Annotated in this window: 10 protein-coding genes; 8 read left to right on the top strand and 2 right to left on the bottom strand. The window is 67.6% G+C overall.

Annotation, left to right across the window (positions count from 1 at the left end):
• Nucleotides 1-159: 159 nt before the first annotated feature.
• Both yajC and ABD848_RS13420 read left to right on the top strand, forming a co-directional pair.
• Nucleotides 160-543 carry a preprotein translocase subunit YajC gene (gene yajC / locus ABD848_RS13425; RefSeq protein WP_344971620.1) on the top strand — a complete coding sequence of 128 codons (384 nt, stop codon included), beginning with the start codon at nt 160-162 and terminating at the stop codon, nt 541-543.
• A 142-nt stretch (nt 544-685) separates the two neighbouring features.
• On the top strand, nt 686-1,216 hold the full coding sequence (locus ABD848_RS13420) for an adenine phosphoribosyltransferase (protein ID WP_344971617.1): 531 nt from the start codon (nt 686-688) through the stop codon (nt 1,214-1,216).
• A 143-nt stretch (nt 1,217-1,359) separates the two neighbouring features.
• Here the strand turns inward: ABD848_RS13420 and ABD848_RS13415 are convergent, their stop codons facing one another.
• A complete protein-coding gene (locus ABD848_RS13415; protein WP_344971615.1) occupies nt 1,360-1,530 on the bottom strand; it encodes a hypothetical protein in 171 nt (56 codons plus the stop codon).
• 373 nt (nt 1,531-1,903) lie between these two features.
• On the opposite strand from ABD848_RS13415, the gene ABD848_RS13410 reads away from it, so the two are divergent.
• Nucleotides 1,904-4,090, top strand: coding sequence for a RelA/SpoT family protein (locus ABD848_RS13410; protein ID WP_344971612.1), 2,187 nt, complete (start codon nt 1,904-1,906; stop codon nt 4,088-4,090).
• 102 nt (nt 4,091-4,192) lie between these two features.
• Here ABD848_RS13410 and ABD848_RS13405 read toward each other — a convergent pair whose 3' ends face one another.
• Complete coding sequence (locus tag ABD848_RS13405) at nt 4,193-5,428, bottom strand: DUF349 domain-containing protein (RefSeq protein WP_344971609.1); 1,236 nt, start codon at nt 5,426-5,428, stop codon at nt 4,193-4,195.
• Between the two features lie 574 nt (nt 5,429-6,002).
• On the opposite strand from ABD848_RS13405, the gene ABD848_RS13400 reads away from it, so the two are divergent.
• The 5 genes from ABD848_RS13400 (at nt 6,003) to ABD848_RS13380 (ending at nt 14,099) form a co-directional block, all read left to right on the top strand.
• Entirely contained in the window at nt 6,003-6,680 is a 678-nt protein-coding gene (locus ABD848_RS13400; RefSeq protein ID WP_344971605.1) for an MBL fold metallo-hydrolase, read from the top strand.
• 159 nt (nt 6,681-6,839) lie between these two features.
• On the top strand, nt 6,840-8,612 hold the full coding sequence (aspS, locus tag ABD848_RS13395) for an aspartate--tRNA ligase (RefSeq protein ID WP_344971603.1): 1,773 nt from the start codon (nt 6,840-6,842) through the stop codon (nt 8,610-8,612).
• 889 nt (nt 8,613-9,501) lie between these two features.
• On the top strand, nt 9,502-11,523 hold the full coding sequence (locus ABD848_RS13390; RefSeq protein ID WP_344971601.1) for a SpoIIE family protein phosphatase: 2,022 nt from the start codon (nt 9,502-9,504) through the stop codon (nt 11,521-11,523).
• A gap of 403 nt (nt 11,524-11,926) precedes the next feature.
• On the top strand, nt 11,927-12,643 hold the full coding sequence (locus ABD848_RS13385) for a phosphatase PAP2 family protein (RefSeq protein WP_344971599.1): 717 nt from the start codon (nt 11,927-11,929) through the stop codon (nt 12,641-12,643).
• 130 nt (nt 12,644-12,773) lie between these two features.
• Nucleotides 12,774-14,099 (top strand): replication-associated recombination protein A, encoded by a 1,326-nt coding sequence (locus ABD848_RS13380; protein WP_344971597.1) that lies wholly within the window; start codon nt 12,774-12,776, stop codon nt 14,097-14,099.
• Nucleotides 14,100-14,697: the final 598 nt, after the last annotated feature.

The raw sequence follows: 14,697 nt of genomic DNA, 5'->3' as shown, positions 1-14,697 counted from the left end.
TCAGGCGGGAGCCTCGCGATTGTTCGGGGCGCGCGCGTGAATCTAGACTGCGCATGCCGTGACCGGCGGTCGGCCCGTTCGGCGCAGTGGCGCATGCCGACCGCGCGTGGTGGCACGTGATACGGCCACCGCCGCAGATTCCTAGGAAAGGACGCCCCTGTGGGCCTTGTCACTCTTGCAGCCGAAACTCAACAGCCTCCGGGTGGGATCTTCGGGACGCTGCTCCCGTTCGTTCTCATCATCGTCGTGTTCTACCTGCTCTTCTGGCGGCCCCAGCAGAAGCGCCGGCAGCAGGAGCAGCAGATGCAGAGCTCGCTCGCTCCGGGCTCGGAGGTGCTGACCAAGGCCGGCCTTTTCGGCACCATCGTCGAGGTGCGCGACGATCAGGTGGAGCTGGAGATCGCCCCTGGCACCCGGGTCCGGATGGTCAAGGCCGGTATCGCCGAAGTCATCGACCCCAAGCAAGATATTCCGCCCGAAGACCGTCCCGACTTTCCCACGGGCTCCGACGACAAAGGCGACGACGGTCCCAAACAGCCGTGACCTCTTCCGGGCTGTCCGAGCGGCTTGACAGGCACGGGTTGGCCCCGTGTGGGCCACGTGCGTCCGCCCCTGGCGCTAGCCGTTCCCACGTGTTGGCCGTGCCAGCCGTGATTCCCCCGATCACCCAGAAACACCGGAGCATATGTCTCTCGATGTGACCGATCTGCTGCACAAACGTGTCCGCGATATCCCCGATTACCCCACGCCAGGGGTGGTCTTCAAAGACATTACCCCGCTGCTGGCCGACCCCGAAGGTTTCTCCCACGTCATTCGTGCGCTGGTCGACCGTTGTGCACCCACGGAGATCGACCTGGTTGTGGGGTTGGAGGCGCGGGGGTTCATCCTCGGCTCGCCGGCGGCGCTGGCGCTGGGGGCGGGCTTCGTGCCGATCAGGAAAGCGGGAAAACTGCCCGCGCGCGTGCTCCAAGAGACCTATGATCTGGAGTACGGAACCGCGACGGTCGAGATGCACACCGACGCCGTCGCGCCGGGAAGCCGGGTGCTGATCGTCGACGATGTCTTGGCCACCGGCGGCACCGCCCGGGCCGCAGTGGAACTGGTCCGGCGGGCCGGTGGTACTGTCGTTGGTCTCTCGGTGCTGTTGGAGTTGTCTTTCCTCAACGGCCGAGAACGATTGTCCGACGTGGTGTTGCACACGCTTGCGACCGTCTAAGCCGACGGTGGCGGGCCCACCTCGCGGCGCCTACCCGTCTTAACCCTGGTGACGTGCGTGGTTGTTGTTGCCTCGACGATAGAATCTAGGCATTAGGCATAAGGGGACCGTGGCGGTGCGTTGGAACAGGTGAGTGCGGATGCTCACCGCAGGGGGAGCGCGCCTCCGCCGGCGACAGTGACGTCCCAGACGTTTCCGCCATCGGATGGCTGAGCGTTGGCCCACACGGCCTCGCCGGGATGGGCCGACCCCCAAACGTGCTCGGCGTGTTCAAGCAGGACACCGCCGGGGTGAGCCGTGGGAGGAATGTCCATGCGCAGTGAAGCCGTTTCGGACCAAGCGATGGCCGAATTCCCCCAGACGCTCGCGCCCACGCGAGAGGAGTCCGCCGACGAGTCCCAGCGCCCACAGCAGCATGCGTCCTCGGAGTGTCCCCCGGGCGCCGCGGAATCCGCGGCGCCCGAAATATCTGAGTCCGACACTCCTCCGGCATCCCACGCCACCGCGGCGGCCACATCCGAGTTACCCGTGGCTTCGCCGCCCGACGCCGCCCACGGTGCCTCGCCGCCACAGTCAGCCGACGACGCTTCGCCACCACGCCCGCCCGCCACGACACCGCACAGCCGCTCCTCTACCGTGCGAGTACGACGAAGGCTCGCGCGACTGGGCGCACAGCGGGGGGTGACCATGAACCCAGTACTGGAACCACTCGTTAAGACCGTCCGAGCGACCCACCCCAAGGTCGACGTGCGGCTCATCGAACGCGCCTACGAGGTCGCCGCCTACTATCACCGCGATCAGAAGCGTAAGAGCGGCGACCCCTACATCACGCACCCCCTGGCCGTGGCCACGATCCTCGCCGAACTCGGCATGCAGGAGTCCACGCTCGCCGCCGCGCTGCTGCACGACACCGTCGAGGACACCGAATACACCCTCGACATGCTGCGTTCCGACTTCGGCGAGGAGATCGCCGAGCTCGTCGACGGGGTCACCAAGCTCGACAAGGTCAAGTACGGCGAGGCCACTCAGGCCGAGACGGTGCGCAAGATGGTCGTGGCGATGTCGCGCGACATCAAGGTGCTGGTCATCAAGTTGTGCGACCGGCTCCACAACATGCGCACGCTGCGCTACCTCCCCCAGGCCAAGCGGGAGAAGAAAGCCCGCGAGACGCTGGAGATCTTCGCTCCCCTCGCCCACCGACTGGGCATGAACACCATCAAATGGGAGCTTGAGGATCTCGCGTTCGCCACCCTCTACCCCAAGCGCTTCGACGAGATCGCCCGCCTCGTCTCTGAGCGCGCCCCCCGCCGCGACGTCTACCTCCAAGACGTCATCGAGGCCGTCTCCGCCGACCTGCGCGAGGCCAAGATCAAGGCCACCGTGCGCGGCCGGCCCAAGCACTACTACTCGATCTATCAGAAGATGATCGCTCGCGAATGCGGCTTCGACGAGATCTACGATCTGGTCGGCATCCGGGTCCTGGTCGACAGTGTCCGCGACTGCTACGCCGCCCTCGGCACCATCCACGCCCGCTGGAACCCGGTACCGGGACGGTTCAAGGACTACATCGCGATGCCGAAGTTCAACATGTACCAGTCACTGCACACCACAGTGATCGGTCCGGCGGGCAACCCGGTCGAACTCCAGATCCGCACCCGCGCCATGCATCGCCGCGCCGAGTACGGCATCGCCGCGCACTGGAAGTACAAGGAGGACCGCGGCGGCGGGGCGGCCAAGGAGAGCGGCGGCAAGTCCAAAGGCGCCGGCGACATGGCCTGGCTGCGCCAGCTCATCGACTGGCAGGCCGAGACCAAGGACCCCGGCGAATTCCTGGAGTCGCTGCGCTTCGACCTCTCGGTACAGGAAGTTTTCGTCTTCACGCCCCAAGGCGACGTCATCTCCCTGCCCCAAGGGGCCACGGCGGTCGACTTCGCCTACGCCGTGCACACCGAGGTCGGTCACCGCACGGTGGGAGCCCGGGTCAACGGTCGGCTCGTGCCGTTGGAGAACGCGCTCCAAAACGGCGAGACCGTCGAGATTCTCACCTCCAAGGCCACCGACGCCGGCCCCAGCCGCGACTGGCTGGATTTCGTCAAAAGCGCCCGAGCACGCAACAAGATCCGGCAGTGGTTCACCCGCGAACGCCGTGACGCGGCCATCGAACACGGCAAGAACGCCATCGCCAAAGTCATGCGCAAGCAGGAATTGCCGGTCAAACGCATGTTCACCGGCGAGGCCCTGCTCGCGTTGGCCCGCGACATGCGCTACGGCGACGTCGACGCGCTCTACGCAGCGGTCGGCGAGGGCCACGTCAGCGCGCAAAACGTCGTCCAAAAGCTCGTCGACTCCCTGGGCGGCATCGACAGCGCCGAGGAGGAGATCGCCGAGACATCGCTGCCCACACGTTCGCGCAGCCGGCAGCGGCCCGGGGGCAACCCCGGAGTGGTGGTCGACGGCGACGCCGACGTGTGGGTACGGCTGTCGAAGTGCTGCACCCCCGTGCCCGGTGACGACATCGTCGGCTTCGTCACGCGCGGCAACGGCGTCTCGGTGCACCGCGCCGACTGCGTCAACACCAAGGCACTCGACGAGCAGCGCATGGTCCACGTGCAGTGGCGTCCCACCGACGATTCGATGTTCCTCGTGGCGCTGCAAGTCGAGGCCCTCGACCGTACCCGCCTGCTTTCCGACATCACCCGCGTGCTCTCCGACCAGCACGTCAACATCCTGTCCGCTACGGTGCAGACGAGCCGGGACCGGGTGGCGCTGAGCAGATTCACCTTCGAGATGGCCGACCCCACCCACTTGGGGCACGTCCTCAAGGCGGTTCGGGGGGTTGACGGCGTCTACGACGTCTACCGCATGCGCAACTGAAGCGGCCCGGACCGATGCCATCGAGGCTGACGCCTCGGCTGGCAACCCCGGGCCGCCCCTCCACGCGCCGCGCCCGACGGCTGTGGTGCCGCGGGCGGGACGCTAGCTCATCTCCGCCAGCGCCTTCTCGGCTTCGTTGAGCCAGGAACGCCGAGCCACGAGCGCGTCTTCAGCCTCCCGGATCTTGCGCTCGTTGCCGGCCGTGCGGGCTTTCTCCAACTGTTGCTCCAGTTGCCCGATGGATTCGCGCAGTTGCGTCACCGTCGCTTCGGCGCGCGCCCGAGCCTCAGGGTTCGTGCGCTCCCACTCCTGTTCCTCGGCCTTGCGCACCGCCTCTTCGAGCTTGCGGAAAGCTCCTTCCAGCCGGTCCCGGGAGTCGCGGGGCAGGGGACCGGCCGCATCCCAGCGCTCCTGGTAGGCGCGTAGCCGCGCCCGAGCCTCCCGTGGATCGCCGCTGACCGGAAGCAGCTCGTTGCGGGCCTCCTCCAGGATCTGCTCCTTGACCTCGGCGTTGCCGCGCAGTTCGGCGTCACGTTCGGCGAAGGCGGCGTTGCGGGCCTGGAAGAACTCGTCCTGGGCGGCCTTGAACCGTGCCCACAGTTGATCCTCGCTGGCCCGGTCGGCGCGGCCAGCGGACTTCCACTGCTGCATCAGCTCGCGGTACTGCCCGGCCGTGGGGCCCCAGTCGGTGGAGGTGCGCAGCGACTCGGCCTCGGCGACGATCTTCTCCTTTTGCAGCCGCACCTGCTCGCGCTGCTGGTCCAACCCGGCGAAGTAGGCTTTGCGGCGTTTGGAGAAGGAGTTGCGCGCTGCCGACATCCGCTTCCACAGCGCCTGCTCCGTGGCCCGGTCGGCGCGGGGCGCGGCCTTCCACTCGTCGATGAGCTGGCGCATCCGCTCTCCACCGGACTTCCAGTGCGTGGTCTCGGCTGCCACGCGCTCGGCTTCGGCGACGATGCGTTCCTTCGTGTCGCGCGCCTCGTGGCGGGCCTGTTCGGCGGCCTGCTTCTGCTCGTTTCTGCGCTGTTCGGCGCGTTCGGCCAGCGCGTCCAGCCGCCGTGACAGTGCCTCAAGGTCACCGACGGCATTGGCATTCTGTACCGAGGCCCGTAGCTTGTCGATGTTGGACATGGCTTGGGAAGCCGAGAGGTCCGTGGTGTCGAGCCGCTTCTCTAGCAGTTCGACCTCGGTCACCAGCGCATCGTACTTCCGGCGGAAGAACGTGAGAGCCTCGTCGGCCGCTCCGGCCTGCCACGACCCGACGACACGTTCGCCCTCACTCGTGCGCACGTAGACCGTGCCGTCATCGTCTACGCGGCCCCAAGGGTCCGTGGTCACCGTGTCCTCCTGCTGTCATGAGCCTGACGTTTGTCAGGTCCGCTTGGTCGCCACAGCGTCGTCGTGGCCGCGGCGAACTCGGAAATCCGGATCGAGTCCGGTGAGCTGCCGTGACTCTGCACAATATCTATACGGTTCGGCAGGTATCGACCTGTAGCGACTTATGTCGATCTATGACCTGATTTTCTCGCCCGCTGTGCGACGGTGCGTCGAAACCTGTTCCGGAGGCGCTGGCCAGTCCCGCGATGAGGGGCGTCCGGGCGGTGATCCTCGATCACACCACCGATTGTCGGGGCCACACGTGTCCTCGCGCGCCCCATGGGCATGGACCAATATGGCATCGCCGTGGCTTTTGGCAAAGAGTTTCGCGATGGGCGGTGACCGAATGGTGATGATCCGTCGCACTCGTCACCCTTTACGGTTACATGAGCAGGCATTTTCGGCAAGCCGCTGCTCGCGGCGCCGGCCGCTCGCTCACCCGCGGTGGTCCCGATAGGCTTGGGCGGGCACGGCCGGACTGCGCACCGACCGGCCCGCTGCCCTGTTCGACACGGAAACGAGGTCATCTGCCGCCGTGCTCATCGCCGCTTACCCCGCCGGGCCACTGGCCGCGAACTGTTATGTGGTCGCGCCGGCGGCCGGCAACGGATGCGTCATCGTCGATCCTGGCCAGGAGGCTACGGAGGGGCTGGCGAAGCTGTTGGCGGAGCACCGTCTCACCCCGACTGGGGTGCTGCTGACCCATGGCCACTTCGACCACGTCTGGTCGGCTGCCAGCGTGAGCCGCGAGTACAACGTTCCCGTGCATATCCATCCGCAGGATCGGGGGCTGCTTACCGACCCGGCCGCCGGCCTCGACCCCGCCATGGTGGGGCAACTCTCGGCCCTGCTGGGCGGGCAGGTGCCCGGCGAGCCTGACCACCTGGTGGAACTAGCCGACGCCGACACGGTGGCCTTGGCCGGGTTGCAGATCACCGTGCACCACGTGCCCGGCCATACGCCCGGCTCGGTCGTCTTCGCACTGCCCGCCGGCGACGACCAGCCTGAGGTGCTGTTCACCGGCGACCTTCTCTTCGCCGGTTCCATCGGTCGCACGGACTTTCCCGGCGGGGACCACCCCACGATCCTGGACAGCCTGCAACGTGTCTGCCTGAGCCGCCCCGACGACACCACCGTCTTGCCTGGTCACGGACCGCAGACCACAGTGGGCCAGGAGCGTGCCACCAACCCCTTCCTGCGCGGTATCGGCTGACCTGCACAGAGCCGGGCCCTGGGCTGGACAGCGGATCACTGGCCGTGTTGCCGGTAGGATTTCTCAAGTCTGGACGGCTTGCCGCGTCCCGCCTCGCCTGGGGCGGATGTTGGGCCGCCGGCTCTTCATCAGCCGCGTCGTTAGTGAACTTGGTACCTCATGCACCGTTATCGGACTCATACCTGTGGCCAGCTCAGTAGCCACGATGTTGGAGCGGAGGTGCGCCTGTCGGGCTGGGTGCACAACCGTCGCAACCTCGGCGGTCTGCTGTTCGTCGATCTGCGGGACCACTACGGACTCGTCCAGTTGCTGGCTCGCCCCGAGTCGCCGATGTTTGAGCCGCTGGCCCGCGTCTCCAAGGAGACGGTCATCCGTGTCGACGGCACCGTCCTCGCGCGCAGCCCGGAAAACGTCAACCCGGAGCTGGCCACCGGCGAGGTCGAGGTCGAGGTCACTGACCTCGAAGTGCTGGGGACCTGCCCCGAGCTGCCCTTCCCTGTCTTCCCCGAGGACGCCACGTCCGAAGATCGCCGGTTGACCTACCGCTTCTTGGACTTGCGGCGCGAACGCATGCATAACAACGTGGTGCTGCGTTCGCGCGTCATCGCCGCCATCCGGCGCAGGATGACCGAACTGGGCTTCAACGAGTTCCAGACCCCCATCCTGACCAGCTCCAGTCCAGAGGGGGCACGCGACTTCCTGGTTCCGTCGCGGCTGCACCCCGGCGAGTTTTTCGCACTGCCGCAAGCGCCCCAGCAGTTCAAGCAGATGCTGATGATCGCCGGTTTCGACCGCTACTTCCAGATCGCGCCCTGCTTCCGGGACGAAGACAGCCGCGCCGACCGCTCGCCGGGGGAGTTCTACCAGCTCGACGTCGAGATGAGCTTCGTCGAGCAGGACGAGGTCTTCGAGGTCATCGAGCGCTTGATGACCGACCTCTTCCACGAGTTCGCCCCGGAGCGGGAGACGACGTCACCGTTTCCCCGGATCGCCTACCGCGACGCTTTGACCTGGTACGGCACCGACAAGCCCGACCTGCGGGCGCCGCTGCGCATGGCCGATGTCAGCGAACTGTTCGCCAAGACCGACTTCAAGGCCTTCGCCGGCAAGCGGGTGCGTGCCGTGGCCGTTCCCGGCATCGCCGACCGTCCCCGCTCCTTCTACGACAGCATCGGCGACTACGCCGTCGAGATGGGCGCCCAAGGGCTGGCCTGGCTCAAGGTCGACGAGAGCCGGCAGTTCAGCGGCCCCATCGCCAAGTTCGTCGGCGACATCGCCGAGGAGCTGCTGGCCGAGACCGGCGGGGAGGCCGGAAGCGGCCTGTTCTTCTGCGCCAGCGACACCGATGAGCAGATCAACCGGATCATGGCGCCGGTGCGGGTCGAGCTGAGCCGCCGTGCCGAGCAGTTTGAAGAGAACGCTTTCCGGTTCTGCTGGATCGTCGACTTCCCCATGTACGAGCTTTCCGACGAAGGCGAGATCGAATTCAGCCACAACCCCTTCTCCATGCCCCAGGGCGGCGAAGAGGCACTGGACAACCAGGACCCGCTCGACATCTTGGCCTGGCAGTACGACATCGTCTGTAACGGGGTGGAGCTGTCCTCGGGGGCGATCCGTAACCACCAGCCCGAGATCATGTACAAGGCGTTCGCGATCGCCGGCTACAGCCGCGAGGAGGTCGAGGCGAGGTTCGGCGGGATGCTGCGCGCCCTCCAGTACGGCGCGCCGCCCCACGGTGGCATCGCCCCCGGTGTCGACCGGATCATCATGCTGCTGGCCGACCAGCCCAACCTCCGCGAGACCATCGCGTTCCCGCTCAACCAGAACGCCCAGGATCTGATGATGGGCGCTCCGGCGCCGGTGTCGCAGCGCCAGCTTTCCGATGTGCACATCCGCGTGGTCCCACCTTCTGATCAGCGTAAGCGGTCCTAACACCGTTTTGGCTGTCCGTGGCGGTGGTGCGGTGCCCACCAAGGGCGCGTCACCACCGCCACACTCGCATCGCCCCGCTCGCTTTCCGAAAAGATTCGCCGGCGCTGCGGTCCCGTGCTGTCGTGACCGTATGCCCCGCCGTAGCGCGGCTGGCGGATGCCGGCCTCTTGCCGGCGGGAAAGGTGGGGTGGGGGTGCGTGTTTCCCGCCGCTCGTGCTTCGATCGCTCCGCGATCTCAGCAACCAGGGGCAGGTTGTGTCTGGGGGAGGTGTCGTAACCTGACGCCGCCCCCGAGATCCCCTTCGCCCGGGGGTGTGGGGGGTGGGCGTTGCGGTCTGGCGCCTGGGGGCGGGAGGGACACCCGTTGTGGTGTCTCGGGCCATGGCAGTGTCCTTTGATCCCGGTGGCCGCCTGCATCGTTTGCGGCCACATCCGCTTCTGCGCTCCCTCAGGCTGCCGAGATCGCGCAGCGGTCGAGGTAGGAGCGAACGACGTCACCTCCCCACCCTGCTTGACAAAAGCCATCGAGGCACCTCTCGGCATCCCCTCCTCTGTGAGGGCTGTTTTTCCTGTCCATCCCGGAGGGTCGATACCGTGGGCAAGCAAGGGGCGGTTTACCTATACGGCGTCATGTGCAAGTAAGTATTACGTCAAAAAGTGGTTGGTTCCAGCGGTGGAAAGCCTCCCCTTCGTCTGTTTTGTCGCATCTTGTGGCGGAATGTCCACGGGAATCAGTGGGCGTCCCACCAACGTTGGACAAGCTCGGGTGGAGGCGCTCTGACCTGACCAAACGGTCTTTTTTCTCGATAAACTGAGCCGAATCAAGATGTTCTCTGGGAGACTCACGCGGTTGGGTGGGCATTCGTTATCACGCAGGGATGATCTATACGTGAATGGCACAACCGGCACGAACGATAGCTTCGTCGGCTCGGGGGGATTGGCCGACACCACAGCCACGTCGGCTATGGGCGATCCCTCCGGTGCTGCGTTTCTGCACGCGCCGGCGGCCATGGTGATCGTCGCTCACGAGGGCACGATCCTGCTGGCCAACCACGCCTTTGAGGAACTGGTAGGAGCCGCCCCAGGACAAGTTCAGGGGCAGCAGTGGCCCACCATGCTCACCGCGGAGGACACCGAGCGGGGGTGGCAACTCCACCGCGCTGCGGTGGAAGGAACACCGGAGGCTCCCCGGCCTGCCCTGCACATCCCCGGAACCAGCGGCCCGCGCCGGATCGTCGTCGAAGCGCGTCAACTACCCAGTGAGGACGAGCGCTCCGTTGGTCTCGTCGTGCTGTGCCAACCGGCGCAGGAAGACGATGACACCCTGCGCACCATCGCTGAACTGCATACCGAAAACTCCGACACCGCGCTGTGGACACTGGACCTAGAAACCGGAGAGTTGGGGGAACTGTTCGGCCCCTCGCCGCTGGGCCGACTATTGGCCGGCGACAGCCAAACCTTGGAGGAGTGTCTGGCCAGGGTCCACCGCGATGACATCGCGCGGCTGCGTGACGCCCTGGAAGCCTCCTACAGCGGCCACGACTACGAGCAGCGGTTTCGCATGTTCGACCAGGTCGGCGACGAACGGTGGCTGCATGCTCGCGCTCGTTACCAGGCCAGCGACAGACCTCGCCTCATCGGCATCATCGACGACGTCACCGAGCACGTCCAACTCGTGCGTCGTCTCGCGGATCGCCGCCGCATCGAGGCGGCCCAGGGGCGCCAGGTCAACGAACTCGCCGCCAAGCTCGTCTCCGCGACCACCGTCGAGGAGGTCGTCCGGCTGCTCGCTGAGGATTTCGTCCCCATCTTCGACGGCAACTCCGCCGGCGTCACCCTCGTCGAAGAAGGCCGGCTGCGCGTGCACGCTCCGCTCGACCCCGGCTTCGACGTGATCCAGTTTTGCGACGGCGGAGACATCTCCGACCTCTCCTCGCCCATCGCCGCGGTCTTGCACGACCGCCAGCCTCGCTTTTTCGAGAGCCGCGCCGAGGTGCTGGAACGCTTCCCCATCGTGCAGGCCACGCTGCACCACACCAACGAGCAGTCCTGGGCGCTGGCGCCGATATTCGGGGACCGCCGGGTGGCGCTGGGCGTGTGGTCGGTGTCGTGGACCCAGCCTCACCACGCCACTCCCGACGAGCGGGCACTCATGCTCACCCTGGCGGGGCTCGCCGGCCAGGCGCTGCAACGCATCAGCCGCCAGCAGGCCGAACTCGAACTGGCCGACGCGATGCAGCGCCGTATGCTGCCGCCTCAGCTTCCCGACATCCCCGAACTCGACGTGGCCGCCCGCTACCTGCCCGCCCGCGCCGGCTGGCGGGTCTGCGGCGACTTCTACGACGTCATCAAACTGCCCGAACGCCGGATCGGGCTGCTCATCGGAGACGTCCAGGGCCACGGTGTCGAAGCCGCCGCCGCGATGGGCCAGATTCGCGTGGCGTTCCGTGCCTACGCCGCCAACCAGATCGATCCCGGGGCGGTACTGTCCGAAACCAACCGGCTGCTGAGTGAAACCGGCGAGATCGTCTTCGCCACCTGCGGCTACCTCGTCCTCGACCTCGACAACGGCCATGTTCAGGCGGCCTGGGCCGGGCACCCGCCGGCCGTCATCGCCACCACCGACTTCTTCGAGGTCTGGGAACCCGAGACCGGCCCACCGGTCGGCGTTGACGCCGACAGCAAGTATCCCGTCACCACGCGCGCCCTCGCCTCGGGCGAGACTCTGCTCATGTGCACCGACGGCCTGGTCGAAAGCCCCCAGGTGCCCATGGAGGACGGTATGCAGCACGTGGGCCGTGCCCTGGCCGACCTGGCCACCGACGTCCACGCTGCCGCGACCTCGTTGGCCGATCTCACGCCGGCCGGCCGCGGCGACGACATCGCCATCCTCATCGCCCGCAAACGGTGACTGTGCCGTCGCAGCGCCGTCCAGCCCGCTGACCTCCCTGTCGCTGCTGCTCAGCGCGGCCGAAGTTGTCCCAGCCAGGTGTTCTTCCAGCGCACGCGCCATCGCCGACCCAGGGCCACACCGCCACCGGCGCGAGCCGGGGCTGTGCACCGCTGCCGTGGCCCGGCGGCCCCGCCCAGCCAGGACTTTTTCCCGAGGCGGGGCGGGGTAGGAGAAGGTGAATCGACCCGGTAGTCCATCCGGCCGGCCGCGAAGACGGCACGTCCCCAGGCCGGGGCTCTACCGCTGGTTGCGGGGTGTCCCGGCAGCGGGGAGACCGGGCGGGCGCGCCCGGCATGCGGCTGGATTCAGACCAGCGAGAGGAGGCGTTCCCGTTCTCCGCTACGCGCCGCTACTCGCCGGCGTGGCCGCTTTGGCGCTTTTCGGCGCCCTTGCCCTGTCCATGCTCATCGGTCCGGCTCCGCCGCCCTTCCACGGCCTGGACGAAACCGTCACGACTTGGGCGGTAACCGGGCGCGAGACCGCGCTCACCGCTGTTGCCACGCTGCTGCACTATGGGGGCATGCGGCCGTGGGGAGCCGTGCCGATGGTGATCATCCTCGCGCCCCTGGCCTGGGCGCGCCGCTGGAGCGACCTCGCGCTGGTGCTCTTGGCCTGGATTTTCACCTCAGCCATCACCGTGGAGGCATTCAAGGAACTGTTGGGCCGTCCGCGCCCCCCTGAGCCACTCGTGGCCACTCACACTTCGGCTTTCCCCTCTGGCCACACCGCCTACGCCGCCGTCATGGGGATGGCGCTGGTCGCGGTGGCGCGGAACCACCGCGCCTGGGCACTGGCGGCGACGCTGGCCGTGACGGTCGTCATGGCCTGGAGCAGGATCTACCTAGGGGCGCACTGGCTCTCCGACACCGTCGGCGGGGCCCTCCTCGGGTGGGGCATCGCGTTGCTGCTGTGGGGCCTGTGGCCCGCTCGTCCCCCGCTGGCTGCCCGGCAGAGCCACCCGGCCCCACCACCGGCCCCTCTGCAACGTCGACCGGGCCGCCGTGACGCACCGCTGCGCTCCTCCCGGGCGCGCGCCAGACGCACGAGACCGGCATCGAAGCCGCTGGGCCGGCGGTAGGCCAGCCAGCCGCTGTAGGACCACAATGGCCCTCCTGGACGGCACTGGGCGACGACGGACCGGGAAACCAGGGCAGGGGCGGGGAAAGGCCCGACCGTTGAGAGGCGAGAGCAACCAATAGGCTGGGGGTGTGTCCGAAACGCTGTTCGACGACGCCGGGGCCGAAGCGCAGCGCAGCCAAGAGCCGCTGGCGGTGCGCATGCGTCCCCGCACCCTCGACGAAGTAGTGGGCCAGCCCCACTTGCTGGGCCCCGGCAGCCCGCTGCGCCGCCTCGTCGAAGACGACGCCCCCATGTCGCTGTTCCTGTGGGGTCCGCCGGGCACCGGCAAAACCACCCTGGCCAGTGTCGTCAGCCGGGTGACCCAGCGCCGCTTCGTGGAACTGTCGGCCGTCACCGCCGGAGTCAAGGACGTGCGCGCCGTCATCGACGAGGCGCGCCGCGAGATGGGCATGCGCGGCACCCGCACGCTGCTGTTCATCGACGAGGTGCACCGCTTCACCAAGACCCAGCAAGACGCGCTCCTGCCGGCAGTGGAGAACCGGTGGGTCAGCTTCATCGGCGCCACCACCGAGAACCCGTTTTTCTCCGTGATCAGCCCCCTCATGTCGCGCTCCCTGCTGCTGACCCTGCAATCCCTTGACGACGCCGACATCCGCACCGTCGTCGAGCGCGCCCTAACCGAGCAGCACGGCCTCAACGGGGCCTACACGCTCACCGACGAGGCCTTCGACCACCTCGTACAGTTGGCCGGCGGCGACGCGCGACGCTCGCTGACCTACCTGGAGGCGGCCGTGCTCGTGGCCGGGCAACGCCGCGAGATCACCGGCGACGACGTCGAACGTGCCGTCGACCGCCATGCCGTGCGCTACGACCGTTCCGGCGACCAGCATTACGACGTCGTCAGCGCCTTCATCAAGAGCATGCGCGGCAGTGACGTCGACGCGGCCCTGCACTACCTGGCGCGCATGATCGAAGCCGGCGAGGACCCACGCTTCATCGCCCGCCGCATCGTCGTCCACGCCAGCGAGGACGTCGGCATGGCCGACCCCACCGCCCTACAGGCCGCCGTGGCCGCCGCCCAGGCCGTCGATCTGATCGGGCTGCCCGAGGCCCGCATCAACCTCGCCCAGGCCGTCATCCATATCGCGTTGGCCCCCAAGTCCAACGCGGTCATCACCGCCATCGACGCGGCCATGGCCGACGTGCGCGCCGGGCGAGTCGGCCCCGTGCCGCTCCACCTGCGCGACGCCCACTACAAGGGCGCCCAACAGTTGGGCCACGGCGAGGGCTACCAGTACGCCCACGACCATCCCGGCGGGGTAGCCGCCCAACGCTACGCCCCCGACGCCGTGGCCGACCGCGAGTACTACCGCCCCACCTCCCACGGTGCCGAGCGCCGCTTCGGTGAGATCCTCACCCGCATCAAGGAGGCCCTGCGCGGGCGCGCGACATGACCGCTCCGCCGCGGCGCGCCCCCTCGCCACACGGGCGCGCCGCCACTAGCCAGATGCGGTCAGTCCTCTTCTTCCCATTTGCCTCCCCGGACGGTGTGGTTGCCCCCGGATGCGGCCCCGATCGCCGACACCGCCGAAGATGCGCGTTACCGTCAGCGGTTCCGCAGCATCCGTGACGAAACCGAGAACTTCCGCGCTCGCAGCTACGCCAACCGACAGCCGCGCCACGCTTCGCAGCGGCTCGGCCATCTCGACTGGGAAGAGCCCCCGGCGCTTCGCGCCCAACCGTGTGATCGGCCGGGTCCTGCTGTGCCAAAGGCCGCCTCCCTCGACCACTTACCGGCTTCGCAGGCAGCACTACCGAGTCCTTTTCCCAGGGTGCCAACCCCAGCACTCCCGGCGCCGTCCGGCGCTGGAACCGCTGCGCTTCCCCGACAGCCCCAGGTGGCCGCGGCCGTGCGCGTCGACGCCGCCCCCACGCCTTGAGACGATCTGGCACGCGCGCGAAATCCACGGCCAGCAGTGATGGGGGAGAGCGAAGAGAAAACCCATAAGGCAACTATTGGCTACTGTGCGGATTCTCGCTCGTTCTTGCGGT

The sequence above is a fragment of the Salinactinospora qingdaonensis genome (assembly GCF_039539445.1).
Classification (GTDB): Bacteria; Actinomycetota; Actinomycetes; order Streptosporangiales; family Streptosporangiaceae; genus Salinactinospora; species Salinactinospora qingdaonensis.
Note: the sequence above shows the minus strand (reverse complement) of the source record. Positions and strands in the feature narration are given on the sequence as shown.

What these genes read in the sequence shown, in the direction of transcription:
- ABD848_RS13420 (WP_344971617.1), top strand. Translation starts at nt 686, where the DNA reads ATGTCTCTCGATGTGACCGATCTGCTGCACAAACGTGTCCGCGATATC.
- ABD848_RS13415 (WP_344971615.1), bottom strand. Translation starts at nt 1,530, where the DNA reads ATGGACATTCCTCCCACGGCTCACCCCGGCGGTGTCCTGCTTGAACAC.
- ABD848_RS13410 (WP_344971612.1), top strand. Translation starts at nt 1,904, where the DNA reads ATGAACCCAGTACTGGAACCACTCGTTAAGACCGTCCGAGCGACCCAC.
- aspS (WP_344971603.1), top strand. Translation starts at nt 6,840, where the DNA reads ATGCACCGTTATCGGACTCATACCTGTGGCCAGCTCAGTAGCCACGAT.